General features: G+C 44.9%; 21 protein-coding genes and 1 tRNA gene. 16 read left to right on the forward strand and 6 right to left on the reverse strand.

What is annotated here, in order from left to right; genetic code table 11:
* The first annotated feature begins 30 nt into the window (after positions 1–30).
* The 3 genes from QUB64_RS13135 to QUB64_RS13145 all read left to right on the forward strand — a co-directional run bounded on the left by QUB64_RS13135 (position 31) and on the right by QUB64_RS13145 (position 4,811).
* Complete coding sequence (locus tag QUB64_RS13135; protein ID WP_333268778.1) at positions 31–1,152, forward strand: chemotaxis protein CheW; 1,122 nt, start codon at positions 31–33, stop codon at positions 1,150–1,152.
* A gap of 240 nt (positions 1,153–1,392) precedes the next feature.
* Complete coding sequence (locus tag QUB64_RS13140) at positions 1,393–2,853, forward strand: methyl-accepting chemotaxis protein (RefSeq protein WP_333268776.1); 1,461 nt, start codon at positions 1,393–1,395, stop codon at positions 2,851–2,853.
* 245 nt (positions 2,854–3,098) lie between these two features.
* Positions 3,099–4,811, forward strand: a complete 1,713-nt coding sequence (locus tag QUB64_RS13145) for a methyl-accepting chemotaxis protein (protein ID WP_333268774.1) — start codon at positions 3,099–3,101, stop codon at positions 4,809–4,811.
* On the opposite strand, the gene QUB64_RS13150 is transcribed toward QUB64_RS13145, so the two are convergent.
* The gene (locus QUB64_RS13150) at positions 4,800–4,994 is read right to left on the reverse strand and encodes a hypothetical protein (protein ID WP_333268772.1); all 195 of its coding nucleotides are present in this window, start codon (positions 4,992–4,994) and stop codon (positions 4,800–4,802) included. The two genes, QUB64_RS13145 and QUB64_RS13150, sit on opposite strands and share 12 nt — an antisense overlap.
* Between QUB64_RS13150 and QUB64_RS13155 the strand changes: the two genes are divergently transcribed.
* The 3 genes from QUB64_RS13155 (at position 4,993) to cheB (ending at position 10,926) form a co-directional block, all read left to right on the forward strand.
* A complete protein-coding gene (locus tag QUB64_RS13155; protein ID WP_333268770.1) occupies positions 4,993–6,876 on the forward strand; it encodes a methyl-accepting chemotaxis protein in 1,884 nt (627 codons plus the stop codon). The two genes, QUB64_RS13150 and QUB64_RS13155, sit on opposite strands and share 2 nt — an antisense overlap.
* Before the next feature lie 306 nt (positions 6,877–7,182).
* Positions 7,183–9,669, forward strand: a complete 2,487-nt coding sequence (locus tag QUB64_RS13160; RefSeq protein ID WP_333268768.1) for a hybrid sensor histidine kinase/response regulator — start codon at positions 7,183–7,185, stop codon at positions 9,667–9,669.
* A gap of 165 nt (positions 9,670–9,834) precedes the next feature.
* Positions 9,835–10,926 (forward strand): chemotaxis-specific protein-glutamate methyltransferase CheB, encoded by a 1,092-nt coding sequence (gene cheB / locus QUB64_RS13165; protein ID WP_333268766.1) that lies wholly within the window; start codon positions 9,835–9,837, stop codon positions 10,924–10,926.
* Between the two features lie 325 nt (positions 10,927–11,251).
* Here cheB and QUB64_RS13170 read toward each other — a convergent pair whose 3' ends face one another.
* Complete coding sequence (locus tag QUB64_RS13170; protein WP_333268763.1) at positions 11,252–11,641, reverse strand: response regulator; 390 nt, start codon at positions 11,639–11,641, stop codon at positions 11,252–11,254.
* 704 nt (positions 11,642–12,345) lie between these two features.
* Here QUB64_RS13170 and QUB64_RS13175 point away from each other — a divergent pair.
* Both QUB64_RS13175 and QUB64_RS13180 read left to right on the forward strand, forming a co-directional pair.
* Positions 12,346–15,135, forward strand: a complete 2,790-nt coding sequence (locus tag QUB64_RS13175) for a GAF domain-containing protein (RefSeq protein WP_333343200.1) — start codon at positions 12,346–12,348, stop codon at positions 15,133–15,135.
* 101 nt (positions 15,136–15,236) lie between these two features.
* Positions 15,237–15,308: transfer RNA gene (locus QUB64_RS13180), tRNA-Gln, on the forward strand.
* A 327-nt stretch (positions 15,309–15,635) separates the two neighbouring features.
* Here the strand turns inward: QUB64_RS13180 and QUB64_RS13185 are convergent.
* Both QUB64_RS13185 and QUB64_RS13190 read right to left on the reverse strand, forming a co-directional pair.
* Entirely contained in the window at positions 15,636–16,940 is a 1,305-nt protein-coding gene (locus QUB64_RS13185) for an Nramp family divalent metal transporter (protein ID WP_333268759.1), read from the reverse strand.
* A 322-nt stretch (positions 16,941–17,262) separates the two neighbouring features.
* Complete coding sequence (locus tag QUB64_RS13190; RefSeq protein ID WP_333268758.1) at positions 17,263–17,715, reverse strand: VOC family protein; 453 nt, start codon at positions 17,713–17,715, stop codon at positions 17,263–17,265.
* Here QUB64_RS13190 and QUB64_RS13195 point away from each other — a divergent pair.
* Positions 17,707–17,907 (forward strand): hypothetical protein, encoded by a 201-nt coding sequence (locus tag QUB64_RS13195; protein ID WP_333268756.1) that lies wholly within the window; start codon positions 17,707–17,709, stop codon positions 17,905–17,907. The genes QUB64_RS13190 and QUB64_RS13195 overlap by 9 nt on opposite strands.
* 108 nt (positions 17,908–18,015) lie before the next feature.
* Here the strand turns inward: QUB64_RS13195 and QUB64_RS13200 are convergent, their stop codons facing one another.
* The gene (locus QUB64_RS13200; protein WP_293178626.1) at positions 18,016–18,525 is read right to left on the reverse strand and encodes a TIGR02652 family protein; all 510 of its coding nucleotides are present in this window, start codon (positions 18,523–18,525) and stop codon (positions 18,016–18,018) included.
* A 105-nt stretch (positions 18,526–18,630) separates the two neighbouring features.
* On the opposite strand from QUB64_RS13200, the gene QUB64_RS13205 reads away from it, so the two are divergent.
* The 5 genes from QUB64_RS13205 (at position 18,631) to QUB64_RS13225 (ending at position 22,868) form a co-directional block, all read left to right on the forward strand.
* Positions 18,631–19,176: a gamma carbonic anhydrase family protein gene (locus tag QUB64_RS13205; protein WP_333268751.1), complete on the forward strand. Its 546-nt coding sequence runs from the start codon at positions 18,631–18,633 to the stop codon at positions 19,174–19,176.
* A gap of 196 nt (positions 19,177–19,372) precedes the next feature.
* Positions 19,373–19,489 carry a Uma2 family endonuclease gene (locus QUB64_RS13210; protein WP_333343206.1) on the forward strand — a complete coding sequence of 39 codons (117 nt, stop codon included), beginning with the start codon at positions 19,373–19,375 and terminating at the stop codon, positions 19,487–19,489.
* Positions 19,473–19,631: a hypothetical protein gene (locus QUB64_RS13215; protein ID WP_333268749.1), complete on the forward strand. Its 159-nt coding sequence runs from the start codon at positions 19,473–19,475 to the stop codon at positions 19,629–19,631. Before QUB64_RS13210 ends, QUB64_RS13215 begins: the two co-directional genes overlap by 17 nt.
* Positions 19,632–19,755: 124 nt before the next feature.
* Positions 19,756–22,233 (forward strand): GH116 family glycosyl hydrolase, encoded by a 2,478-nt coding sequence (locus tag QUB64_RS13220; RefSeq protein ID WP_333268747.1) that lies wholly within the window; start codon positions 19,756–19,758, stop codon positions 22,231–22,233.
* 260 nt (positions 22,234–22,493) lie between these two features.
* Entirely contained in the window at positions 22,494–22,868 is a 375-nt protein-coding gene (locus QUB64_RS13225; RefSeq protein WP_333268745.1) for a hypothetical protein, read from the forward strand.
* Here the strand turns inward: QUB64_RS13225 and QUB64_RS13230 are convergent.
* Positions 22,779–24,071: a leucine-rich repeat domain-containing protein gene (locus QUB64_RS13230; RefSeq protein ID WP_333325402.1), complete on the reverse strand. Its 1,293-nt coding sequence runs from the start codon at positions 24,069–24,071 to the stop codon at positions 22,779–22,781. The genes QUB64_RS13225 and QUB64_RS13230 overlap by 90 nt on opposite strands.
* Positions 24,072–24,361: 290 nt before the next feature.
* Between QUB64_RS13230 and QUB64_RS13235 the strand changes: the two genes are divergently transcribed.
* Positions 24,362–25,324, forward strand: coding sequence for an AAA family ATPase (locus QUB64_RS13235; protein ID WP_333268741.1), 963 nt, complete (start codon positions 24,362–24,364; stop codon positions 25,322–25,324).
* Between the two features lie 237 nt (positions 25,325–25,561).
* On the forward strand, positions 25,562–26,680 hold the full coding sequence (locus QUB64_RS13240; protein ID WP_333268739.1) for a DUF58 domain-containing protein: 1,119 nt from the start codon (positions 25,562–25,564) through the stop codon (positions 26,678–26,680).

Genomic DNA, 26,680 nt, shown 5'->3' on the forward strand with positions numbered 1-26,680 from the left:
AGTCCTAGTCAATAAAGTGTCACGGTAAATATGGAAACTAAGCCGTATCTTATATTTGAACATAACGGTTTGCTCTGCGGTGTAGAAGTCGGCTGCGTTAGAGAAATTTTCTTTCTGCCGGAGTTGACACCGATCGCCGAAGCGCCTCAAGATATAGTCGGGGCGATCGATCTCAGGGGCTCGATTCTGCCCGTGATGGATCTGAATCTCCGTTTTGGGTACGTTTGGGAAGAGTATTCTGTGACAGATAGTGCGATCGTCATAGAATGGCAAGAAATTCAACTTGTCATCATTGTCGATCGAGTTAACGAAGTTAAGCAGATCCCCGCAGATGCCATAACTCCGGAGCTATCTTACGGGCGAGACAACGCAGAAGCCCCCCATCATTTTTTAGCTGGATTTGCCCGCTGCGAAGCCGATCTGATTATGCTGCTCGATATCGATCGCCTAATTCGATATTCTCCCGACAAAACAGAGGCAAAAATCCCAGTTTCTGCAAGCGATGCAGAACTTTCAACGCCAGCAGACAACCTAGAAACAACCAATTTGCCATTAGAAATAGAGCCAAAATTGTTAGCGGAAGATGCTAAGATTTTGGGCAAGCCTCACGTTTTTTGTCCGAATGCTACGGCGGAAGAAAAGGCGATTTTTAGAGATCGCGCTCAGAATTTGAGGCCGCAGGGCGATCGCGAAAATTCTGCCGCAATTCATATATCGCTGGCGGTGGTTCTTTTAAACAACGAATACTTTGGTATTAATCTAGCAGTAGTGCGCGAATTTACTGACATTCGCCAAGTAACTCCGATTCCTTGCACTCCCGATCGCATTATTGGAAATATGAATTTGCGGGGCGAGATTCTCACCCTAGTGGACATTCGGAATGTGTTAAATATGTCGTCAGCCGACACAAAATCTCTCTCAAAGGCGATCGTTGTTGAAATTGAAGATTTGGTCGCCGGTATAGTTGTTGAGGAAATTTTAGACATTATACATTTGAATGTGGCAGAAATTGCGACTATTCCTGCTGCACTAAATTCGGCCAACCGCGAATATCTTCGAGGCACTGCTTTTTACGAGGAAAAACTTATCGCTGTTCTGAACTTGCAGAAACTCTTAACAAAAGGAGGAGTTGCTGTTGATGAGGAGGTTTGAAGAAAGATTTTACGGATAAATCGGGGTCGCACCTGCAAAAACGATGTCAGCGCCACCCGAAACTAAAGAAAAGAGAGTAAGAGAACAGAATTTGCTATGATACTATTTTCTACTGTCACTGCACGGCATCACTCCCAGAACTTGCAGGCTGATTTCTGTTGCCAACGCCGGACTCCCAACGATTATTGCAGCGTCACAGCCTTACTAAGGCAAATGCTATCTTAAATTTACGAAAAAAATATGTTTGCTCAAATTAAAAAATTAAACATTAGAAACAAGATGCTGCTCGGATATCTAGCGCCAGCAGCTATCTACTTAGCGTTACCAGTCCTAGTTGTCGCTACTACAAGTCAGGTGTTTGACACTTTCCAAGAAGTGGAAAGGGTAGAAAATGTCATCGGAGAAACAAGTAATATGTCCGTAGGTGCGGAGCAAATGGTAAGGGGAATGCGCGGGTACTTAATTAATAAAAATAAGCAGTTTTTAAATGATTTTAAAACAGGTGCAGACTTGGCTCGCCAGTCGGCGATTAATGTAGATCCGATCGTTAAAAATCCCCAACAGAAAGCCCGTTTGCAGAGGATGCTGGAGCTGGTAAACGAATATTATGATGGTTCTAACGAAATAGTTCGCTTATTTCAGCAAAATCAGACAGCCGAAGCCCTCGCTATATTTAATACAGGCAAGTACACCAAATTTGTGAATGAATTTGTGGAAGTAAACCGGGAATTTCGGGAAACAGAATTAAAGATCATTAAACAAGAAACGCAAATGACGAAGGAAGCTTTAAGCTTTTTGGTATCGACGCTGGTGGTTGGTTCGTTGCTGTTAGTGCTGTTGGGTGCGAGTGTGGCTTGGCTGATTTCGTCAGGAATTGCTGGATCGATCGATCGCACAATTAGTTCGATCGCCAGCTCCTCCGCCGAAATTGCAGCCACCATTGAAGAACAGGAACGCATGGCAAGCCAGCAAGCAGTTTCAGTCAATCAAACCACTACGACAATGGACGAATTGAGTGCATCTTCTCGGGCAACTTCCCAGCAGATAGAAACGGCAGCATCTCAAGCAATGCAAGCTTTAAATTTAGCTAGGGGCGGTACAAAAGCTGTGGAACAAACCTTAGAAGCAATGGCAACACTGAAAACCAAAGTGCAGGATATGCAAGGGCAAATTATGCAGTTGAGCGAGCAAACCGATCGCATTGGCAATATCTCAACTGTAGTTAGCGATTTGGCAAATCAAACTAATATGTTAGCGCTCAATGCTGCCGTGGAAGCAGTCCGGGCGGGCGATCACGGCAAGGGGTTCGGCGTTGTCGCCTCAGAAATCCGCAAACTTGCCGATCGCAGTAAAAAATCTGCCGCGCAAATTAATCTCTTAGTCGCTGATATTCAGCGGGCGATTAACTCAACAGTCATGGTGACAGACGAAGGAACTAAAACCGTGGACTCTGGTGTAAATATTGCGGAGGAAACCGCAGCAGCATTTGCTGGAGTAGCTGATGCAATTAACAACGTGGTTTTGAACTCTCAGCAAATTTCGCTGAATGCCAAACAGCAAGCGATCGCGATCGAACAAGTGGTGGAAGCGATGAACTCTCTCAACCAAGCAGCAGCACAAACGGCTTGCGGTATCACTCAAACTAAAGTCGGTACTCAAAAATTGAATGAAGCTGCTTTAGATTTAAAAGGAGTTGTTTAGCATATTTATCAGTTATGATAGTTTCGTCAAAAAATGCAACTGTAGGCCAGATCCAAACCGATACTTAGCAGTCATTATTCACTGCTTAAATTCTTCACTTTTTAAATCTAAAATCTAAAATCTAAAATCTAAAATGGCATGAGTTATGAGTTATGAGGAAAAAAATGAAAAAATGGTCTTTAAGAATTAAAGCGATTGTTTTTGCGCTCGCTCTCAGTACCATCCCAGTTCTATTGACAGGAACTATGACTTATGTATTTGCCAGCGAACACCTGACAAACTACGTAATTAAGTACCAAGAATCACGGGCGATCGCCACTGCAAATCACGTCCAAAACTTGATATTAGAACGCTATCATGAAGTTCAGGATATGGCTAATCTAAGTATACTGAACGACCCCCGAGTCAGCCAAACCACATCAACCAGTCAAAAACAAGCTGTGTTAGATAAATATCTAACAGCAGCGGATGGCTACGACAGTATTGCAGTCGCCGATCTCCAGGGGAAGACTATTTTGCAATCGAGCGGAGAAGAAGTTACAGATATGGGCAAGCGCGACTATTTTCAGGAAGTAATTAAAACTAATCGTCCTACAGTTGTGCAGCCCCGAAAGTCATTTGTTAATGGCAAATACGCCATTTTTGCTGCGGCGCCGATTGTCGATATCAACACAGGAAAAACTATCGCCGTCATCAGAACTCGCACGCCTACAACTTATTTAGAGCAGAATTATCAAGAAAACCAAGATCAATTAACCAGAGACTCGGAGGCATTAAAAAAAGAGGAATACCATTTAGTTGATGGCAATGGCAAGTTTTTCTCAGCAACAGAAACCGATCAGGTGAGCAGAGATGCAGTGTCGGATTTTAGTGTTTTTGCCAAAATGCAAGCCAACAGAAAGATTGACAGTGCGATAGATATTGATCGCATTGATGGAGCTAAGCAATTGCTTACTTACGCTCCTATTGAAACATCAAAAGAGCTGCCACAATTGGGTTGGAGCGTGATTATTGCCAACGATACAAAAGATGTATTTGCTCCGCAAAAAGAGTTGCTTTTTACTCTGATGGCAGGAGTTGGGTTGACGGCTGCTGTTGTTAGCGCGATCGCAATTTTTTTGGCTCGTCGCACTACTCGATCGGTTAATAAAATTGTGCGGGCGATCGCGTCTTCTTCGTCGCAAATTGCTGTCACCATCGAAGAGCAGGAGCGCATCGCCCGCCAACAACTATCTGCTGTCGATCGCACTGCGACTACAATGGACGAATTGGGCGAATCAAGCAAAGCTTGTGCCTCGCAAGCCGAAGCGGCCGCTTTCGGGGCTGCCCAGGCCCTTCAACTTGCAGCAGGAGGCAGTCAAGCAGTAGACAATACCTTGAAAGAAATGGCAACTTTGACAGAAAATGTCGGAGCAATTCAAAAGCAAATTTTGCGTTTGAGCGAGCAAACCGATCGCATTGGGAATATCTCCAGTTTAGTCAGCGATTTAGCCAACCAAACAAATATGCTCGCCCTCAACGCTGCTGTCGAAGCAGTGAGAGCCGGGGAAAGCGGCAAAGGATTTGCGGTTGTTGCGAGCGAGATTCGCAAATTAGCCGATCGCAGCAAGGAATCTGCTAGCAATATCAATTCTTTAGTTGCAGAGATCCAGAAAGCCATTACTTCGACAGCAAGGGTGACGGATGACGGCACAAAAACTGTACAAAATGGAGTGAAAATTGCCCGAAAAACCGCAGACGCATTTGCTGGGGTTGCCGGGGCGATCGATCGCATTGTTTTGAACAGCCAACAAATTTCTGTTACAGCAAAAAATCAGGCGAGCGCCATTCAGGATGTACTTGAAACCGTCAACTATCTTAACCTCGCGACTCAGGAAACTGCCTCCGGCATTTCTCAAGTCAAACTCGGCATTTCTCAACTAAATCAAGCAGCCCAAAATCTCAAATCAGCAGTGTAGGAAGATGTTCAAGGAAGAAGGAAGAAGGAAGAAGGAAGAAGGAAGAAGGAAGAAGGAAAAATTATGCCAATGCCCAATGCCCAATGCCCAATGCCCAATGCCCAATGCCCAATGCCCAATGCCCAATTCCCAATTCCCAATGCCCAATGCCCAATTCTCAATTCCCAATTCCCAATTACCCATGATGAATAAATTTTTCCAAAAAATCCAACACCGACTGCTGCTGCTTTTAATTTTAAGTACCTTGATTCCAGTATCTTTTGTAGGCTGGTATGGAATTTCTTCTTCCGCAGCAGCACTGCAAACCTTAGCCTTAAGCAATCTTGCGGAAAGTGTCGCTTCTAGCGGAGAAAAAATGGTTAACAATTTAGAAAATATCAATAACGATGTTTTGATACTCAGCAAATCTCCCCCTATTCAAGGAATGATTAGAGCTAGAGATGGAAATGGAGTAGACAAAGAAACTAATTCAACTTATCAAAATTGGGTCGATCGAATGCAAATCATATTTTCATCAATGATGGAAGTCAAGCCATATTATATGCAGTTGCGTTATATAGATGAGAAAGGTAACGAACTCGTGCGCCTAAATTCTGACGGCAAAACTATCAAAATTGTTCCAAATTCAGAACTGCAAAATCAAGCTCATAGGGATTACTTTTACTTGACAATGAATCTAAAACCTGGAGAAATATATGTGTCTCAATTCAATTTGAATCAGGAGCGCGGCAAAATAGAAGTTCCTTACAAGCCAACAATTCGCCACGCCACTCCAATTTTTGATACAAAAGGGGAAAGAAAAGGCATTTTGATTGCCAATTATTTGGGCAAAAATTTGATTGATATAGTTAAAAATATCAATCATAAAAATTCATACCAAGCTTTTATGTTAAATCAAGATGGTTACTATGTCTATCATCCCAATTCTAGAAAAGAATGGGGTTCCGAAATCAAAACAAATGAAAACATCAAGAAAGATTATTCAGCAGACGTAGTGACTCAAATACTTTCCGGTGGCAAAGGCAATATTGACTTAGGCGATCGAGTTATTAGTTATAATACAGTTTTTTTAGACAACCGAAATAACAAAAAATTTGTTGTAATGGTGAATCAAGCACCGAAAAATTCGCTCTTTGATTCAATTTTTGTTTTGAAAAAAATAGCTACTCTTATTACTATATTATCCCTAGGTACTGTGCTGGCATTAGGATTTTTTGTGCTGCAACAACTAATCAAGCTGATTCGGGGACTAATCTATCAAATATCGTCATTCTCAATGCAAATATTATCTAATATGAACCAGCAAGAGCAAGTCGTCGGCCAGCAATTTCTCTCTGTCAATGAAACAACTGCAACCTTAGAAAAATTGGGCAGATCTTCTCGGCAAACAGCCGAGCAAGCTGAGGCTGTTGCCGCTGCCGCGAGCCAAGCTTTAACACTAGCGGAAGAAGGTACTCAAATGGTTGAGGAAACTCTCAATCAAATGCTGAGTCTTAGAGAAGCTGTGGCGGCAATTTCTGAGCAAAATCAGCGCTTGGGGGATAGCACGAGTCAGATTGGTAATATCTCGATTTTGGCAAATTTAGTTAGCGATTTAGCCACTCAGACAAATATGCTGGCTCTTAACGCGGCTGTGGAAGCTGTCAGAGCTGGTGAGTATGGCAAAGGTTTTGCGGTGGTAGCAAGCGAAATTCGTAAATTAGCAGATGAAAGCCAACAAGCGGCGCAAAAGATTAATGGTATTATTCCAGAAATTAAGGGCGCGATCGACTCGACGGTGAAAGCAACGGAAGCAAGTCGCAAAACTGTCGCCGCAGGGGTGAAAACAGCGCAGGATACAGCAGAAGCTTTTACGGGGGTTCGGGAAGCTTGCAATCTGGTGTTTGCTAGCAATCAACAAATTTCTTTGAATATTAAACAGCAGGCGATTGCTATTCAGCAGGTAGGTGATGAAATGAACTCTCTCAACCGCACTGCATCTCAAACTATCAGCGGTATTGCTCAAGTCAAAGTAGGTACTGAAAAACTTAATGAAGCTGCTTTAAATCTTGAGTCTGTAGTCTAAGAAGTCAGTAGTCAGTTGTCAGTAGTCAGTAGTCAGTAGGTAGGGGCGGTGCCCCCGTGCCCGCCCTCATTAGTCAGTAGTCAGTAGTCAGTAGGTAGGGGCGGTGCCCCCGTGCCCGCCCTCATTAGTCATTAGTCAGTAGTCAGTAGGTAGGGGCGGTGCCCCCGTGCCCGCCCTCATTAGTCATTAGTCATTAGTCATTAGTCATTAGTCATTAGGAATAAACAACAAGAAAGAGGTAATATTTAATTACCAATTACCTATTACCAATTACCAATTACCAATTACCAATTCCCCGAAATATCTATGATTGAAGATGAAGAACTCCGAGATGTATTTAAAATTGCTAGTGAAGAACACTTGCAGAAACTCGACGATGGACTGCTGTACTTGGAACAACATCCGGGGGACTCAGCTAAGTTAGAAGAATTGCTGCGGGAAACTCATTCCCTTAAAGGCGATGCGGGGATGCTGGCGGTAAAAAATGTAGCATCTTTAGCTCATCAAATAGAGCATATTTTGGGAGGTGTCAAGCGGGGAGAGACTCAGCTAACTTCAGAAATTAGCGATCGACTTTCGCAAGGTTTAGACGCCATCCGCAAACTGGTTGACGAAGCCGTCACGGGTGAAGATTCGGGTGTCAATACATTTTACGTGCTTGCTAGTATGATGGGCGCTTCTAGCAAGCCCCAGCCGACTCCCGCTCAAGTTGAGCCAGAAGCTTCAAAAGTAACAGAACAACAATTAATAAAAACGCTATTTTCTGATTCGGAAACGCCACCAATAGAAACTAATAGTGAAACTTCTTCCGCCGCTAATTTAGATAATAATTACTCTTTTTCGACGATACAATCAGAGCAAGAATTGCTACTGCAAGCTCAAAAATTGCCTGCTGCTGCTCCCGTTGCTGCATCGGCTTCCCAACCAACTTTTAGCGCTTCCTCTAGTTCGTCTTACCGCATCGAAACTATTCGCGTTGCTACCCAAAATTTAGACGATTTAATGACTCAAGCAGGGGAACTTACTGTCACCAAAACTCGGCTATTACACCGACTTGCTGATATCGATAAACTGACCAATTTGTGGGAGAGTTGGAGCAGAGAAGCTTTTATAAATCGGTTGGCTTTTCATCAGATACAATCCGATAAAAATGGTTTTCAAGAAAACGCGCTCATCATGCAGTTACAGAGTTATTACCAGCGTACTGAAGAAAGTTTAGAACGTCTGGGAACTCTAGTAAATCGCTTAAAAAATCGAGTTGATGAAGATACTGCCAAACTCGAATTAATTTCGGAGGAATTAGAATCAGGAATTCGAACTCTCAGACTGTTGCCTTTGTCTACTATTTTTAATCTATTTCCCCGCGCTGTTAGAGACTTGGCTAAGCGGGAAGGAAAAGAGGTTAAATTAGTCATTGAAGGTGGGGAAAATCGAGCTGACAAACGCATTTTAGAAGAAATGAAAGACCCTTTAATGCACCTGATTAGGAATGCGATCGACCACGGGATAGAGACGCCCGCAGAACGCGAAAAGCTCGGCAAACCTCCCGCTGCTACTCTCCGAATTAAAGGCTACCAGACTGCTAGCAATATTATCATTGAAGTTGCTGATGATGGCCGGGGGCTAAATCTCGATCGCATTAAACAAACTGCTGTGAGACGCAACATCTGCACGCCCGAAGAACTGGCGGTTATGACAGAAAGCCAAATTCAATCGCTGATTTTTGCTCCGGGTTTTTCAACCAGAACATTTGTTACGGAAATCTCGGGACGAGGGGTGGGTTTAGATGTAGTTAGGACTAATGTTGAAGCATTAAAGGGCAGCATTCAAGTTGAATCTATATCCGGGAAAAAATGCAGTTTTAGGCTACAAATCAGCACGTCGCTAGCTACTGCTAATGTATTAATCGTTGCGGTTGAAGGTATTGCTTATGCGCTGCCAATTGAGTTTGTTGAAACTGCCAAAAGCGTGGCTAATTCTGAGATTTTTGCCGTCGAGGATAAGGCAACTATACTTTCTGATGGTCAGCCACTATCAGTTGCTTATTTGGCTGATTTACTTGACTTAAATAATAGAGAGTGGTTGCCTAAAAATCGGGAGTGGAGACAGGAAAGTTGGAGAGAAGTCAACAGGAAAAGAGAGGGAGAATCCGAGAATTATAATTCACGGAAAATGTCTTGTATTGTTTTGAAAGTTGGGGAGGAAAGATTGGGATTATTTATAGATGCTTTGATTGATGAACAGGATGTGGTGATTAAACCTCAAAGTCAATTGCTGAAACGGGTGCGAAATGTTTCAGGTGCAACGATTCTGGGGACGGGGGAAGTTTGTATGGTGCTCAATCCCCACGATTTGATAAAATCTGTACGCAAGCAGGTTTTGTTGGGTGCGGTTGGGAGTGCGCGATCGCCAATTGAGACAGTCAGCCGAAAACAAGTTATACTTTTAGCAGAAGATTCGATCGCTACCCGCACTCAAGAAAAGCGCATTCTCGAAGGTGCAGGTTATGAAGTGGTGACAGCCGTAGACGGATTGGATGCTTTCAATAAATTAAAAACTCGCTATTTTGATGCTCTGATTTCTGACGTACAAATGCCTAATTTGGACGGTTTGGGACTGACAGTTAAAATTCGCCAGCAAAAAGAATACAGTGAGTTGCCGATTATTTTGGTGACATCTTTGGCGTCGGATGAAGATAGAAAAAGAGGGGCTGATGCAGGGGCTAATGCTTATATTCCTAAAGGTACTTTCAATCAAGATGTATTAATCGAGACCTTGAAAAGGTTAGTTTAATTGTTAGTTATTGGTGGTGGGTTGTGGGTTATTTGTTATTTGTTATTTGTGATTTTTTATTTACTACCAATTAGCAATTGCCAATGCCCTGTTTGCCCCATGCCCCATGCCCCATGCCCTATTCCCCATGCCCCATTCCCAATTGCCAATTACCTAAAATAACTGATGTTGTTGCCCATTAAAGTATTGTTGGTAGAAGATTCCCCAGTAGCTACGATCGTTCTCAAGCGCATTTTGGATGCTTCGCCAGAAATCCAGGTTGTCGGAACGGCTTCTAACGGGTTAGAAGCCCTAGAATTAATCCCGAAACTTCAACCGGAAGTCATCTGTACGGATTTGAATATGGCACAAATGAACGGGTTAGAGTTCACGCGGGAAGTGATGAAAAAATACCCGCGCCCAATTTTAATAATTAGTGCTTCTGTACAAGCAAAGGATACTCAAAATGTATTTGAATTAATGAAAGCAGGTGCATTAGATGTTTTTCCTAAACCCATTGGCGGGTTGGCGTCTGATTACGATCGCCTGGGGAATGAATTAATCGCTAAAGTTAAAGTGTTGTCGGGAGTTAAAGTATTTACGCGGCATCAAAGGCTTGGAGGAATCGAAACAGCCGAGCGTCGCCCAAGCAAAAAAAATTATCAATTACCAATTCATAATTACCAATTATCTAGCAAAAATCTCAATTCTCAAACTATTAAGTTATTGGCTGTTGGCGCGTCTACAGGCGGGCCGCAAGCGCTACACTCGATTATTTCGCAGTTTCCGGCTAATTTTCCAGTGCCGGTAATTTGCATCCAGCACATTAGTGAAGGATTTTTGCAGGGATTGGTTGACTGGTTGGGTTTTGAATCTAAACTGCCGGTGAAAATAGCTGGTTTGGGGGAATTCCCGCAAGCTGGGATTGTTTATTTCCCGCCAGAAAAACGTCATTTAGAATTGGATGCTCAAGGGCGTTTTATTTATTCTGAAGCTGCTCGTGAAGCGGGACATTGCCCCTCTGTAACGGTAACATTTAAGTCAGTTGCTAGTTTTTATGGTCGCGGGGCTGCGGGGGTGTTGCTAACAGGAATGGGGCGAGATGGTGCTGAGGGTTTGTTGGCGATCGCCCGACTCGGCGGTTTGACAATTGCTCAAGATGAGGCTAGTTGCGTTGTGTTCGGAATGCCGAAAGAGGCGATCGCCCTGGGTGCGGTCCAGCACGTTTTACCCGTTAGTGCGATCGCTCCTCTGCTGTTGGCGAAATTAAAAGTTTAGGACTTAGCGAGAATATAGCCCTTTGCCCTTTAATGAGGTAATGAGGAATTGGGAATTGGTAATTGGTAATTGGTAATTGGTAATTGGTAATTCTAAGCCTGTGGCTCCCTGAATATAAAAATACTATAATTTTGAGGTGTGAACTAGCAGAAACCGGGTTGCTCGATCGCAATAGTTTTTTTTCAGCAATCCGTAGGAAATCATCAACCCCGTTTCTCAGGACTCAAACAAAAAAATGGTTTTACGCGCTACTTATAGTCTTCTCGGTGCGCACTGCGCACCCTACATATAGAGGACTGTTTCTTTGATGTAGGGCGGGTAACTTTTATGATTTGAGATTGATAAACTTACCAATTACTTCGCGCAATTTTTCAGCATCAAAGGGCTTAGTTAAATACTCGGTTGCTCCCGCCAAACGCCCCTGTACCTTATCAAATGCTCCATCTCTGGCTGTCAGCATGACGATCGGCAAATTCTGAAACTGAGGCAAGCTGCGCACGGTACGGCAGAGTTCCAATCCGTCAATCCCAGGCATCGAAACATCGAGCAACAAAACCGAAATTTGTTCGTGATAAATCGTTGACAAAGCATCGACTGCATTGTCTGTCACGAGAACTCGAAACTCTTTGCTTAAGGCTTGTTTGACCAGTCCTTGCATCACGACGCTATCATCAACTGCCAAAATAGTTGGTAATTGACTGCTAGTTGCAGACATATTCTTCTCCTGGTTTATTTAGAGTTCTTGAAAATAGAAAACATCATTCCCACCGTCAGTCGATTTTCCATTTTGAGATTTGAGATTTGACATTTACTCCATAGATGAATCTGGGATCTTGAACTCTTAGTCGAAAATTTTGGGTTCGATCATCAGGAGTAATGTGCATCCCAACCCAGAAACCCTCGACGGTAGAGTTTGACCAAGTATTGTTACAAAGTTTAACATTTTGGCGGTCTTTTCTAGTTTATCTCCTAACTGTAGTTGAGCCACCTGCGGCACAGTCCGGTAAAGCGCACTGGTATTATGACACAAACCGATTATTTTAATGTACCAGCAAGCCAGCTACTCATGATTAGATAAGTCTGTTAAGATACTATTAAACTTATTAAGAAATTCTATGTAAGCTATCCGCCATATATTTTTGAATGGTGCTTCCTCCCCACGGAGGCTCTTAGATTCACCCAGCCGGAGGTATTCAAAAGTATCGTCAACTCGAAGTATAATTTCTACAGTATTAGATCTGCGGTGCTCTAACTCCCACAACTCAAAAGTTTCCATGTCAGTCAAGAGGTTGGTCTGAGTTGGGCGCAAGCAGCCTGCGCGCGACTTGCTCCCACAGTCTCCAGGCACAAAATTCATAGCTCGTGTTTATTCAAAGTATTGAGAATGGCGGTTGCCAGCAACTAGATGGGCAGTTATACATGATGAAAGCACCCTTGCCTCTTGGTAAAACAGTGTTCGAGCTCTCGCGCATCGATTTGTATCAGCTTCTGGGCTCCGATCCGGAGGCTTGCTTTGACGATTTGGTCGGCTTGGCCGCAACGATCGGCCGAACTCCTATTGCTTTCTTGAGCTTGATTGACGCCTCAGGCCACTGGTTGAAGTCGCAGCTAGGTATCGATCGAACTTTGGCCCACCGTTACCTGAATTTTTGCGCTCGCGCGATCGACCAAACTCCCCCTGATTTCGCCATCAGCTCGAACTCTCTATCGGAATTAGACCGCGCAATTCCCCTACAAAAACCTGCGGTTGCGGCCTCCGGAGCGATCGAACTCCCGACAAATTCCTTCAAGCAAGAGCGACAACCAACCATTGTCCGAGACGCTTCTACAGACGTGCGATTTGCTCAGCATCCGCTAATTGTTTCCTACCCAGGCGTGAAATTTTACGCCGGCATCCCAGTCGTCACCTCAGACGGGCAGATGCTGGGAGTGCTCTGTGTCATGGACTCCGTACCCAGAGACTTGACAAAAGAAACGATGGATGGTATAGAAACTTTAAGTCGGCAAGTTGCGAGTTTGGTAGAGCTGCGCTGGCAATTGGTCAAAGCGCAGAAAGAGGTGGCAGAGGTAGAAGATCTCACCTCGGACGGCCAGCAAATCTGCGAGTTAGGTCGATCGACGAACCAGGACTTTTTCTGGACAGTACAGACGCCAGAGATTGGCACGAGAATATTCCAAACAAAAAAGCTCCCGATTCTCGAAACCGGCAAATCTCAAGATTTGCGGGAAACTTCAGGGCGCATCGAGTGCGAACCCGATAGCAAACAAATCCCAGAAATAGCGACCGGGCGCCAACCAACAGCAGCCTCGCTACAGGAGCGATCGCGCTTGGGAACCCTGCAAGCTAAAGTTGGTGCAGCCCTGGGACAAGGCGGGACAATACCCGCCACCCTCAACCGCTGCACCGAGGCAATGGTAGATTACCTCGACGCCTCAGGGGCGAGCATCTGGACGTTCAACCCACAGACAGAGCGGTTGGAATTGCAGGCCGCTTCAGGACTCAGCAGCGAAGAGTGGGAACGGGAAATAGCAGATTGGGTGCGAGCAGAACCGGGAAAACTCCAAACTGCCCCGGTGTTGCTGCTGTCGATCCCGTCCCTCTGGGCCATTGCCTATCCGCTGATTGTGGAGGAGCGGCTGGTGGGAGTGATGGCTCTGTGCAGCAGCGCTCCGCCTACCGATGGGACGCTAGAAGTTCTGGGGTGGATGGCTAACGCTATCGCTGTGGCGATCGATCGCGTCAAGGCCCGAGAAGAATTGTTGAGCCGCCGCGAAGGCTTGCTGTTCGGCCTCGCCAGCCAGATGCGGAATTCCCTCGATCTCGACAAAATTTTAGATACGGCTGTGAACGAGATTCGCAGCTTGTTGCAGGTTGACCAGTGCTACTTTTTGTGGTATGACATCTCGCGGCACGGACACCCAAGTTTTGCGATGACCCACGAGGCGGCAAATCCCGAACTCACAGAGCGGCTGGCAGAATATCCGATCGAACAAGTAACGCTGCTGGCCGAGAAAATTCGCCACCGCCAAACGCTGCGGATCGGCGACGCGGCAACAGCAGCCTGCATCGAACCGCCCACGCGAGCTTTTTTGACCGATGTCGGGATTGTTTCTAAGCTGCTGCTGCCGCTCAAAACTCGCTCCGGTCAAATGGGGGCGGTAGTTTGCAACCATTACAGCAGCCGCCGTTCCTGGGCGGCGAGCGAAGTGGAATTGCTGCAAGCGGTGGTGGATCAACTGGCGATCGCGATCGACCAAGCCGAACTTTACGCCCAAACCCGGGCAGCAGCCTTAGCCGCTCAAGCTCAAGCCCGCCAACTGACGGAAACTTTGCAGAGTTTGCAGCAGAAAGAAGCTCAGCTCATCCAAAACGAAAAAATGTCCTCTCTCGGTCAAATGGTGGCCGGCGTCGCCCACGAAATTAACAATCCGGTTAATTTTATTTACGGCAACTTGACTTATTGCGAGCAGTACATGAAAGATCTGCTGGATTTGCTGCGGTTGTATCAAAAGCACTACCCCAACCCTTGCGAGGAAATTCTCGATAAAAGCGAAGAAATCGATGTGGATTTCGTAGTGCCGGATTTGCTGAAAATTTTGTCTTCAATGGAGATGGGAGCCGAACGCATCCGCCAAATTGTCCTGTCTCTGCGGAACTTTGCGCGGCACGACGAAGCCGAGAAGAAGCCGGTGGACATTCATGAAGGGATTGACAGCACGCTGCTGATTTTGCACAGCCGCTTGAAGTCCAACGGGCCGATACCGGGAATTAAGGTAATTAAAGACTACGGCGACTTACCGAAGGTAGAGTGCTATCCCGGACAGCTCAACCAAGTATTTATGAATATTTTGGGGAATGCGATCGACTCTTTGGAAAATCAGCCCGCACCCAAGACGATCGAAATCTCGACGGCGGTGGTATCCCGAGACTCGGAGGATGCTGAGCCTGGAAAGTCGATCGGTCAACTTGTGCTGATTCGGATTCGCGACAGCGGGCCGGGATTGACCCAAAAAGCTAAATTGCGCTTGTTTGACCCTTTCTTTACGACTAAACCGGTGGGTAAGGGTACGGGACTCGGCTTGTCTATCAGCTACCAGATTGTGGTGGAAAAACACGGCGGCAGTTTGAAGTGTATCTCCCAAGCCGGACAGGGAGCGGAGTTCTGGATTGAGATCCCGATGGATCGCCCCGCTGTTGTCAAAGAATAAACTGGCGGGCGATCGCTTTCAAAAACATTTTTTAAATTTTATTGTCAAAACGCTTGACAGATTCAGGTGTTGGAATGTTAAGATAGTGAAGGTTAAGACGTTGGGGCGTCGCCAAGTGGTAAGGCAGCGGGTTTTGGTCCCGCCATTCAGAGGTTCGAATCCTTTCGCCCCAGTTAAATTATCTGATAATTGTGTTGCCTCCGCGTTTCGGCGATCTCGCACTGCGATCTCATTCCGATCTCACCGGGTTTGATGTGACATAACCGCTATACCTCTACTTTTTGGGATGGTTACAGGGCACGACACGGCACTGGCGTCGCTACTCGGCTCTGTAATTCATATCCTATCAGGTCGATTACCATAACAAAAACGGTTTGTAGTGCGCCCGAAAGTCCGCAGACAGAGAGCGGACTTTCGGGCGCACTACAAACTAATCTTAGTATGGTCATTCGACCGACTCTGTAATTCACTCGATTGAAAACCCCTATAGCCTCAGATTGCTAGAAAATGGTTTGTAATAACAGCCAAATATTTAATCCAACTATAATACTAGCAACGAACCAAGCTACCGCTTTCAGCCAAAATGGATTCACAAACTCTCCCATCAAGCGGCGGTTTGAGGTAAACATTACCAAAGGAATTACTGCAAAAGGTAATTGCAAACTGAGAATCACTTGACTGAAAACCAGTAAATTAGTGGTACTACCTTCACCCAACAGGATAATTGAGATCAAAGCTGGCACAATAGCCACCAGTCGAGTCAGCAAGCGCCGCAACCAAGGCCGCAGACGAAAATGCAAAAACCCTTCCATCACAATCTGTCCTGCTAGAGTTGCAGTCAAAGTTGAGTTCTGGCCCGAAGCCAATAAAGCAAAGGCAAAAATTGCACTAGCATAACCCACACCTAGCACCGGAGAAAGCAGTTTGTAAGCATCTTGAATTTCTGCTACTTCTTGATAGCCTGAAAAGTGAAATGTTGCAGCCGACAATATCAGAATTGCTGAATTAATAAACAAAGCTATTGACAGCGCTACTGTAGAATCAATTGTGCCAAATTTTATGGCTTCCCATTTTTTCTCAGAAGTTTCTTCCCAAGCACGAGTTTGCACGATCGATGAATGCAGGTAGAGATTGTGCGGCATCACAGTTGCTCCTAAAATCCCAACCGCAATATAAAGCATTCCCTGATTTTGTAAAATCTCTAGGCTGGGAACATAACCGAGTAAAACTCCTCCGCTATCTGGTTTAGCAAAAATCATTTCTGCGACAAAGCAACCGCCAATAATTGTAATAATAGTAATCACCAAAGCTTCGATATAACGAAAGCCTCTGCCTTGTAAAAATAACACCATGATTACATCTAATGCAGTAATGCACACTCCCCAAACTAAGGGAATGCCAAATAGCAATTGCAGCCCGATCGCACTACCAACAAGTTCAGCTAAATCGCAAGCAGAAATCGCAATTTCACAAAGTATCCACAGGAAAAAACTGACTCGCGGACTGAAATAATCTCGACAAGCTTGTGCCAAATCTCGTCCCGTTGCGACTCCCAACCGCACGCACAATGATTGCAGCAAAATTGCCATCAAATTAGATAGCAAAATCACACTTAATAGCGCGTAGCCAAACTTTGCTCCCCCCGCTAAGTCAGTCGCCCAGTTTCCCGGGTCCATGTAACCCACGGAAACCAGATATCCCGGCCCTGCGTAAGCCAGCATTTTACGCCAGAAGCCTTTGCTGTTGGGAATGGGGATGCTGCGGTGGACTTCAGGAAGGCTGGGTCTGTTTTCCGAGTGGGTCATTGGTTTTACGGTTCAATACTTTTCATATTCTTTTCATATTCTCACAAATCTCGTTAAATTTCATCAGTCGGATGGGTCAAAATCCGGCGGAATCGGCGTATATATTAATTTGTGTATATTTTTGAGGTTGAAGGGAGGTACGGGCGATCGACAAAAAATCAATCGCTCAATAGACTTGAATTGCTTTCCCAAGCTTTCCAATCAGGCATTCATCTGCGTTGCATCTGTGTTTATCTGCCTGATATCTGCGGTTGAGCTGCTGGCATCAAAGATTTAGTGAAAAGTCGCAGATCCCAGAGCTGGAGACGGCGATGTCGTTGCCCTACTTTTCAGAATTTGGCTCGTTAAGGCGCCGGATAAACTCTAAGGGCAAACCGTCGGTATCGGCAATAAAAGCTACTTCATAAACATTTTGCCCGATCGCCTGTTGAGTCGGTTCTAATAAAACTTTCAAAGCTTGAAACTGGTTTGGTTGCTCTCTAGCTGCTTCCTCAAACCGCTGTTTCAGAGACTGCAACCAACTCGGCAAATCAGTTGTCGCCTCAGTTAAATCGAAGGATAAATGATAATATCCAACATAATGCTCGTCTGTGAAAGCATCGGGTGCGGGTTTTGGTTCCGGGATTTGAATGAGTTCGATGCGTCCGTTAAGACCTTCCATCCAACAGGCTAGGGTGTAACCTGTGGTAAAGCGATCGCTGACAGTAAAGCCTAACTGTTCGTAAAAGGCGATCGCCCGGTGAATGTTAGCAGTGCGAATCGAGGCGTGGTGCATTTGGCAGTTGACAGTTGGCAGTGGGCATCGGGCATCGGGCATCGGGCATCGGGCATTGGGCATCGGGCATTGGGCATTGGGCATCGGGCATCGGGCATCGGGCATTGGGCATCGGGCATCGGGCATTGGGCATCGGGCATTGGCAGTTGGCAGTTGATAGTTGTCACTTGTTACCAACTACTAATCAACTAATGACTAATGACTAATGACTAATGACTAATGACTAATGACTACTGACTACTGACTACTGACTACTGACTACTGACTACTGACTACTGACTACTGACTACTGACTACTGACTATTCAAACAACCGAAAATAGGGATATCTAATCGGAACTCCAGGCTCTTTTTCCAAATCAAAATTAATCACTTCCCAACAAGGTTCCTCTTGAGGATCGGGGCTAAAATCAACAGGTAAACCGTACAGCCGGGGGCGTGGTGAGTCCGGCTGGCCTCGCCACGGCGTGCTGCGTTCCAAATAAGCGCTGATTAAGTCTCGATAGCGTTGGGCAACGATCACGCGAGTTGCTCGGTAGCCTTGAGTATAGAGTCGATCGAGCGCTTCGTGAATTTCAAACCGAATTCCGTCGGGGTGAGTGTGCTGGCGATACCATTCATCTTCCCAGCGGCGCCAGTGTCGCCCAGACTGAAGGTGAACGAGTTCCCCCGTTTTTGGATCTGCCTCAAATGCCCCGTGACGCGGACACAAATAGGTATCCGTGAGTGTTAAAGCCGGAATTGTTTGGCGACAGTGTGGACACTGAATTTCCGGGCCAAACATCGGGTATTGCAAGGCAACTTCAATCATTTATTGCGTCCCAGCATATTTATCTGCAAAAGTGGCAAATAGTCTTATTATATCCCGTATCAACAACCAGCTAATCTGCTAGAAGTATCACGATCGACCAAAAAGATGAGCAATCTCAACGAACCTCTCCCTGCACTTCCTGCCTGTTGGCCCTTGCCGGATCTCTCCCAAGCTGCTTTTGTCGCGGCAGGGGCTGTTGTCATTGGCAGGGTAGAGGTGGCAGCGGGCGCTAGTATCTGGTACGGGGCGGTGGTGCGCGGGGATGTAGAGCGAATTGCGATCGGCAAAAGTACCAATATCCAAGACGGAGCAATTCTACACGGCGATCCCGGGAAACCGACGGTTTTAGAAGATTTTGTGACAGTCGGACACCGAGCCGTGATTCATTCAGCTTACATTGAACGGGGCTGTTTGATCGGGATTGGGGCGATCGTCCTGGACGGAGTGAGAGTGGGAACAGGCTCGATCGTCGGTGCAGGGGCGGTTGTCACGAAGGACGTTCCCCCTCACACGCTGGTTGCGGGAGTGCCTGCCAAGCGGCTGCGAGACTTGTCTGAAGAGGAATCTGCCCAGTTGGTGGAACACGCCAAGCGTTACGAAAAGTTGGCTTTGGTTCACGCGGGAAAAGGTTCTGATTTGGGATTTAGTTAGTTAGATCTCTTACACTCATTCACTCTCAATTCTTGCAATTATCTGCGTTAATCTGTGTTAATCTGTCTTTCATCTGCGGTCGATCTATCAATAAAATATTTATCCAAGAGGTTAGTTGATAGAATAAGATTTTCAGCAAAAAACTGTTAATTTGCCATGACTTACACCGCGCCCAAAATCCTCACCTTTGAAGCATTTGTCGCTCGATTGGGAGACAGATTACGCCCGAAAAGTTGAAGAATATGCTCTTTTAGGAATTCCCGAATATTGGATAGTCGATTATCGCGGATTGGGGCGTGGCTTTGATCGGTAAACCGAAACAACCTACTGTCAAGGTTTGCGAACTGATTGACCAAGATTATTATAGCAAGCAACTATTTCGCCTGCGCGAACCGATTGTTTCTCCTCTGTTAAAGAGTTTGCAACTTCGGTTAGATGATATTCTTCCCCGTTAGGCGATCGCCAGTCCAAAATCTGGAAATCTGTTGACTTATATTGACAAATAAAACCTAAAATATAATTATCTCACCCAAAATCTAAAATCTAAAATCTAAAATCTAAAATTGTAAGATTAATTCCATGAATAACGATCGCACATTTAACCCAAACATCCCCCCGCACACCTGGAAACGTCCCATCGGCCTCGGTTGGGATAATCCCTATACAGTCCGCTACGCAAGCAATCTCGACGACGGCCCTTGGCACGGAATGCCTCTGGGCGGCTTCGGTGCCGGCTGCATCGGGCGATCGCCCCGCGGCGACTTCAACCTTTGGCACATCGACGGCGGCGAACACATTTTTCGCAGTTTGCCTGCTTGTCAATTTAGCGTTTTTGAAGAAACAAGAGGCAAGAAACAAGCTTATGCACTGTCCACTGAACTACCTACCGATGGCAGTTTATCTAGTTGGAAATGGTATCCGAATGAAGGAAGTTCGGCAGCGGATTTTGTAACGGATGTAACGGATGTAACGGAGGGGAGACAGCAGGCTGAAGGAAGAGGAGCAAAGTCTTATACTGGGACTTATCATGCTTTGTATCCGCGCAGTTGGTTTGTTTACGAAAATGTATTTGAGGCTCAATTAAGCTGCGAACAATTTTCGCCAATTTTGCCCAATAATTATCAAGAAAGCAGTTACCCAGTTGCCATGTTTGAATGGGTAGCACACAATCCGACAGATGCGCCGATTACTCTCAGCATCATGCTAACTTGGGAGAATATTGTCGGGTGGTTTACTAATGCCAACAAGTCCCCGGAAGTGAAGGTGCGAGATGATGGCAGTCCATTTTATGACTATAAACCCCGGTGGGGAGAAAGTGGCGGAAATATGAATTTGTTGGTGGAAGATTTTCACCGTTTTGGTTGCGTGATGACGCGGCTGACTGCTGACGATCGACCACAAGAAGGTGATGGACAGTGGGCGATCGCAACAATTACCAATCCGGCGGTAGAAGTATTCTATCAAACTCGCTGGAATCCGGCAGGGAATGGCGAGGATATCTGGCGGCACTTTTCCAATGAAGGTTTCTTGTTGGACGACAGAGACGAGTCAGCCGCCGCCCCAGGAGAACATTTGGCTTGTGCGATCGCAGTTCGGTTTACAGTTAGACCGGGAAAAACTCGCAAAATCCCCTTTATCATAGCTTGGGATTTGCCCGTTACTGAGTTTGCATCGGGAATTTCTTACTACCGCCGTTATACAGATTTCTTCGGGCGCAATGGCAAAAATGTGTGGCCGATGATTCGCACGGCGATGAAGCATTCCGATACTTGGCGCGAAAGTATTGAAGCTTGGCAAAAACCGATTTTAGAACGCACAGATTTGTCAGATAGTTTTAAAATGGCGCTGTTTAATGAGTTGTACGTTTTGACTGACGGCGGTACTCTGTGGACTGCCGCGGACGAACGCGATCCGAAGGGTCAATTTGGGGTTTTGGAGTGCATTGATTACCGCTGGTACGAAAGTTTGGACGTGCGGCTTTACGGTTCTTTTGCTTTGTTAATGCTGTGGCCTGAATTAGAAAAGTCGGTAATGATTGCCTTTGCGAGGGCAATCTCGGCGGGTGACGATACGCCGAGAGTTATTGGGTGGAATCAAGCTGCGGCGATTAGAAAAGCTGTCGGCGCGACGCCCCACGATTTGGGTGCTCCCAACGAACATCCTTGGGAAAAAACGAATTATACTAGCTATCAAGATTGCAATTTGTGGAAGGATTTACCGTGCGATTTTGTGTTGCAGGTTTATCGGGATTTCCTGTTGACTGGTGGCACGGATTGCGAGTTTTTGCAAGAGTGTTGGCCGGCGATTGTTGAGGCTTTGGCTTATCTGAAAACCTTTGATGAGGATGGGGACGGAATTCCTGAGAATTCGGGTGCACCGGATCAGACGTTTGATGATTGGCAAATGCGGGGAATTAGTGCGTATTGCGGGGGTTTGTGGTTGGCGGCGCTCGAAAGTGCGATCGCGATCGGTGAAATCTTAGAAGATGCAGCATCGGACATACTTCCCAATCCGCAAGCAAAGATTGCATTATATCACAGTTGGCTGCTACAAGCAAGACCGAGCTATCAAGAAAAACTGTGGAACGGTCAATATTACCGTTTGGACAGCGAGAGTAATTCCCAAGTCGTGATGGCCGACCAATTGTGCGGTCAATTTTACGCGAAACTGTTGGGATTGCCGGATATTGTGCCGCCTGAATGTGCACTCAGCGCTTTAGAAACTGTGTACGAATCTTGCTTTTTGAAGTTTAATGACGGTGAGTTTGGCGCGGCGAATGGGGTGATGCTGAACGGTTCCCCGGAAAATCCAAATGCGACTCATCCTTTGGAAGTTTGGACGGGGATTAATTTTGGGTTGGCGGCTTTTTTGGTACAGATGGGAATGGAGGAGAAGGCGTTTAAGTTGACGGATGCGGTGGTGAAGCAGATTTATGAGAATGGGTTGCAGTTTCGCACGCCGGAAGCGATTACGGCTGGGGGGACTTTTCGGGCGAGTCACTATTTGCGGGCGATGGCGATTTGGGCAATTTACGGGGTGTTGACTCGTTTTAAATAGGGAATAGGTTCGTAGTAAGGACTTCAGTCCGCTCTTGAGTTAAGCTAAGAAGGACTAAAGTCCTCACTACGAACCTGTTAGTTGGTTTGTAGTGAGGACTTCAGTCCGTTCTTGAGTTAAGCTAAGAAGGACTAAAGTCCTCACTACTAACCTGTTAGTTGGTTCGTAGTGCGGACTTCAGTCCGTTCTTGAGTTAAGCTAAGAAGGACTAAAGTCCTCACTACGAACCTATTGGATAAATCTGTTTGCATATCAATTCTGTGTTAAACAAGTATTGCGTTAGTGTTAAGTTTCCTGATGTCAGCGGTGCAGAACACTTGGAAATGCTGCAAATTCGCGATCGCCTCGCAGAAATTGAATCTGACTTGAGCGAAGCAGAAAAGACGTTACTCATTAAGGGCGATCGGCAATTAATTGAAAATGTAAACGATTTTTATCGTGAGTTGTCGTGCTTTGTCAATTTAGCTGACATTAGAAAGGCTGAAGCTATTCCTCCTCGGCGCTGGTGGTGGTATTTGGATGTGTTAGTGTTTTTGCCAATTTCGCTAAAACCAAGAAAACTTACAGATAAACTCTGGCTTGAGGGGACAGGTTTTATTTGCGATCGGATTGCCTTCGAGGTTGAGCTCAGCTAGGTTAATTAAAGATGTCAGGGGTGTAATGTCTGATATTTGATTGAGGCTGAGGTCTAGTTTAGTTAGGTTAGTCAGAGATGTCAGGGGTGCAATGTCTGATATTTGATTGTCGCTGAGACCGAGGTTCGTTAGGTTAGTCAGAGATTTCAGGGGTGTAATGTCTGATATTTTATTGTTCCAGAGGTCGAGTTTAGTTAGGTTAATCAGAGATGTCAGGGGTGTAATGTCTGATATTTTATTGTCGCTGAGACCGAGGTTCGTTAGGTTAGTCAGAGATTTCAGGGGTGTAATGTCTGATATTTTATTGCCGTAGAGGTAGAGCTGAGTTAGGTTAGTCAGAGATTTCAGGGGTGTAAAGTCTGATATTTTATTGCCGTAGAGACCGAGGTTCGTTAGGTTAGTCAGAGATTTCAGGGGTGTAATGTCTGATATTTGATAGCTGAAGAGGTCTAGTTTAGTTAGGTTAGTCAGAAATTTCAGGGGTGTAAAGTCTGATATTTCATTCAAGCCGAGGTCTAGTTTAGTTAGGTTAGTCAGAGATTTCAGGGGTTTAATGTCTGATATTTGATCGCCTTCGAGCCTGAGGTCAGTTAGGTTAATCAGAGATTTCAGCGGTGTAATGTCTGATATTTGATAGCTAAAGAGGTCTAGTTTAGTTAGGTTAGTCAGAAATTTCAGGGGTGTAATATCTGATATTTGATCGCCTTTGAGCCTGAACTCAGTTAGGTTAGTCAGAGATTTCAGGGGTGTAATATCTGATATTTGATCGCCTTTGAGCCTGAACTCAGTTAGGTTAGTCAGAGATGTCAGGGGTGTAATGTCTGATATTTGATTGAGGCTGAGGTCTAGTTTAGTTAGGTTAGTCAGAAATTTCAGGAGCGTAAAGTCTGATATTTGATTGTCGTAGAGGTCGAGTTCACCGAGACTATAAAGCTTCTGATTAGCTGGTTGGCACTCATTAGTTCCAGCTTTCTTTAACAACAAATCAACAGTGTGTCTAGCCCCTGATTTTAACTTAGCTTTATTGACACACCAATCGGTAAAAGTTTTGTAGTTTGCTGTAGGTGTTTGCTGTTCGACAACCTCTGGCAATCTGTAGTTGCCAAGAATTAGAATTAAAGACAGGCTGAAGACGATCCACTGCCAAGCATACCGCTTTACAATTCTGGGCAAATTCCTGTTACCGAAAAGCTTTTCTAACATTTTGCAACTCTCCTAAGGAATTAAAACTTAATAACTTAAGCAACGTTCCCCTCTCAATCCTTGCCCGTAGACTGTCCAGGCATGAGAATGCCGAACTTATTGAATTTTTATTCCTAAGTTTAATTTGACAGCTTTAGTGATTATACCACAATTCCCAATCGCGTCGCATACTATTTCCCATTATTTAATAATTTACTTGTGCTACAAAAAATGTGCAGAACTATTTTAGTTGACTTCTATAATACAGTAGTTAATAATATAAACAGTAATCGATCGCTACGAACACAATAATGGATCAAGCAATTACAGAAAATCATAACCACTCTGGCAGAGAAATTTATCAAAGCATTTCCCACAACATTCAAAAAGTAGTGAAAGGGCAATCAGCAGCAATCAGGAAATTGCTGTCAGCCTTTGTCAGTGGCGGGCACGTCCTCCTAGAAGATTATCCCGGTACAGGTAAAACTACCCTAGCTAAAGCCCTAGCCTTATCTGTCGATGTCGCCTTTAAACGCATTCAATTTACACCCGATTTGTTACCATCCGACATCTTGGGCATATCCATGTTAGACCCCAACGAACGCACCTTCCATTTCCACGAAGGCCCGATTTTTGCCAATATTGTCTTAGCCGACGAAATCAATCGGTCATCACCGCGAACCCAGTCCGCCCTCCTAGAAGCAATGGCAGAATTTCAAGTCAGCATTGACGGGAATTTGCGAAAACTTAAAGACCCATTTTTTGTCATAGCCACTCAAAATCCAGTAGAATCTCGTGGCACTTATCCACTTCCTGAAGCCCAAATGGATCGCTTTGCACTTCAGTTTAGTCTAGGATACATCTCACCGGAAGACGAGGTTAAACTGCTGGGAGATCAAATTTATCAACATCCTATTGACACCCTTCAAACCTGCGTTAATTTAGAGGAACTAATAACCTTACAACAGCAGGTCAAACAAGTAAGAATCAGTGAAGAATTAAAACGTTACCTCGTAGATATTGTGAATGCAACTCGCTCAGCCGAAGGCGTACAACTAGGAGCGAGTCCCAGAGCTTCCATAGCCTTAATGAAAATTGCTCAAGCATTAGCTTTGTTTGATGGCTATGAGTTTGTGACACCAGAACACATTCAAGAACCAGCAGTATCAGTCATCGCTCATCGGCTAGTAATGGAACCTCAAGCGCGTTTTTCTGGTAGAATCGCCACAGATGTTGTGCAAGAAATTATCAAATCTATCCCCGTACCATCCTAAAAAATGAAACGCTTTTTTTACGCTATTTTTCGCTTCAGTTATGCTGTAAATCTGTCTAGGAAAAAGCGATTGACCAACAATGGGTTAGTAGTGCTTAGCTGCACGGTTATAATAGGTATTGTAGGATTAGATACTAATCAGGCCTTGACCTATCAAATATTTACTTTCCTATTGTCAATTATCGGGATGGCAATAATTTTCAGCAGGTTTTTTCGATTCCGCTTCCATGCAGTAAGGGTGCTGCCCAAATTTGCAACTGTTGGAATCACTGTAAAATACCGCATCCTCGTTCACAACAAAACCAGCCAGAGTCAAACCAACCTGAAATTGTGGGAAAATTTTGCCGATAGCAGACCGAGTTTTCAAGAATTTATAGAAACACCTGAACCCAGTGAAGAACAGCGCAATTCATTCGATCGATACTGCGGCTATTATCGTTGGCTATGGCTGATTTATAGAAAACAGTGCGCCACAGCTAAAGTCATAAACTTGCCTCCTCTTCCACACAATAGCAAAACAGAAGTTTTTGGTGAAATTACGCCGTCATGTAGAGGTGTTATCCGCCTGACAGGTTTAACAGTTACCAGGTCAGATCCTTTTGGGATTTGGAATGCTTGTCAAACAATTTCCTTACCCCAATCTATGTTAATTTTACCAAAACTATATCATTTACCACCTATTCAGCTTCCTGGTTTAAGAAGATATCAATCAGGTGGAGTAACGTTAGCTTCATCCGTAGGAGATTCCGAAGAATTTAGGTCTCTGCGGGATTATCGATCGGGAGATTCGCTACGCAAAATTCACTGGAAAAGTTGGGCAAAAACGGGTAAACCAATTGTTAAAGAAGAACAGGATGAATTTTTTGTGCGCCACGCCCTAATTTTGGATACATTTCAAAGTGTAAAATACAGTGAAATTTTAGAAGAAGCAATCTCGATCGCAGCTTCATTAGCCTGTGAAGTTCAGACTCAAGAATCATTATTAGATTTGATGTTCGTCGTTCAAGAAGCTTATTGTTTTACCTTTGGCAGGGGGCTGAACTCTAGTGAAAAAATGCTAGAAGTTCTCGCCTCCATCAGTGCCTGTCAGGATAAAGTTTTTGACTCCCTAATCTCAGTCGTGATGGATAAAATTTCTCTAGTAAGCGGTTGTATTTGCATATTTTTGTGTTGGGACGAACAGAGAAAAAAATTAGTAAATTATCTAAGAAGTCGCGGTATCCATACCTTAGTTTTAATTCTAACCGAGCGACACGCTGAATTAGATAGCTTAAATTTAGGGTTAATTAAAGATAACTTAACAAACTGCCATATTTTAAAGTTAGGCAAAATACAAGAGGAGTTAATGAAATTATGA

The sequence above is a fragment of the Microcoleus sp. Aus8_D2 genome (assembly GCF_036702665.1).
GTDB lineage: Bacteria > Cyanobacteriota > Cyanobacteriia > Cyanobacteriales > Microcoleaceae > Microcoleus.

Coding starts and splice junctions, on each gene's coding strand:
- QUB64_RS13135 (WP_333268778.1), top strand. CDS start 31: ATGGAAACTAAGCCGTATCTTATATTTGAACATAACGGTTTGCTCTGC.
- QUB64_RS13140 (WP_333268776.1), top strand. CDS start 1,393: ATGTTTGCTCAAATTAAAAAATTAAACATTAGAAACAAGATGCTGCTC.
- QUB64_RS13145 (WP_333268774.1), top strand. CDS start 3,099: ATGACTTATGTATTTGCCAGCGAACACCTGACAAACTACGTAATTAAG.
- QUB64_RS13155 (WP_333268770.1), top strand. CDS start 4,993: ATGATGAATAAATTTTTCCAAAAAATCCAACACCGACTGCTGCTGCTT.
- QUB64_RS13150 (WP_333268772.1), bottom strand. CDS start 4,994: ATGGGTAATTGGGAATTGGGAATTGAGAATTGGGCATTGGGCATTGGG.
- QUB64_RS13160 (WP_333268768.1), top strand. CDS start 7,183: ATGATTGAAGATGAAGAACTCCGAGATGTATTTAAAATTGCTAGTGAA.
- cheB (WP_333268766.1), top strand. CDS start 9,835: ATGTTGTTGCCCATTAAAGTATTGTTGGTAGAAGATTCCCCAGTAGCT.
- QUB64_RS13170 (WP_333268763.1), bottom strand. CDS start 11,641: ATGTCTGCAACTAGCAGTCAATTACCAACTATTTTGGCAGTTGATGAT.
- QUB64_RS13175 (WP_333343200.1), top strand. CDS start 12,346: ATGATGAAAGCACCCTTGCCTCTTGGTAAAACAGTGTTCGAGCTCTCG.
- QUB64_RS13185 (WP_333268759.1), bottom strand. CDS start 16,940: ATGACCCACTCGGAAAACAGACCCAGCCTTCCTGAAGTCCACCGCAGC.
- QUB64_RS13190 (WP_333268758.1), bottom strand. CDS start 17,715: ATGCACCACGCCTCGATTCGCACTGCTAACATTCACCGGGCGATCGCC.
- QUB64_RS13200 (WP_293178626.1), bottom strand. CDS start 18,525: ATGATTGAAGTTGCCTTGCAATACCCGATGTTTGGCCCGGAAATTCAG.
- QUB64_RS13205 (WP_333268751.1), top strand. CDS start 18,631: ATGAGCAATCTCAACGAACCTCTCCCTGCACTTCCTGCCTGTTGGCCC.
- QUB64_RS13220 (WP_333268747.1), top strand. CDS start 19,756: ATGAATAACGATCGCACATTTAACCCAAACATCCCCCCGCACACCTGG.
- QUB64_RS13230 (WP_333325402.1), bottom strand. CDS start 24,071: ATGTTAGAAAAGCTTTTCGGTAACAGGAATTTGCCCAGAATTGTAAAG.
- QUB64_RS13235 (WP_333268741.1), top strand. CDS start 24,362: ATGGATCAAGCAATTACAGAAAATCATAACCACTCTGGCAGAGAAATT.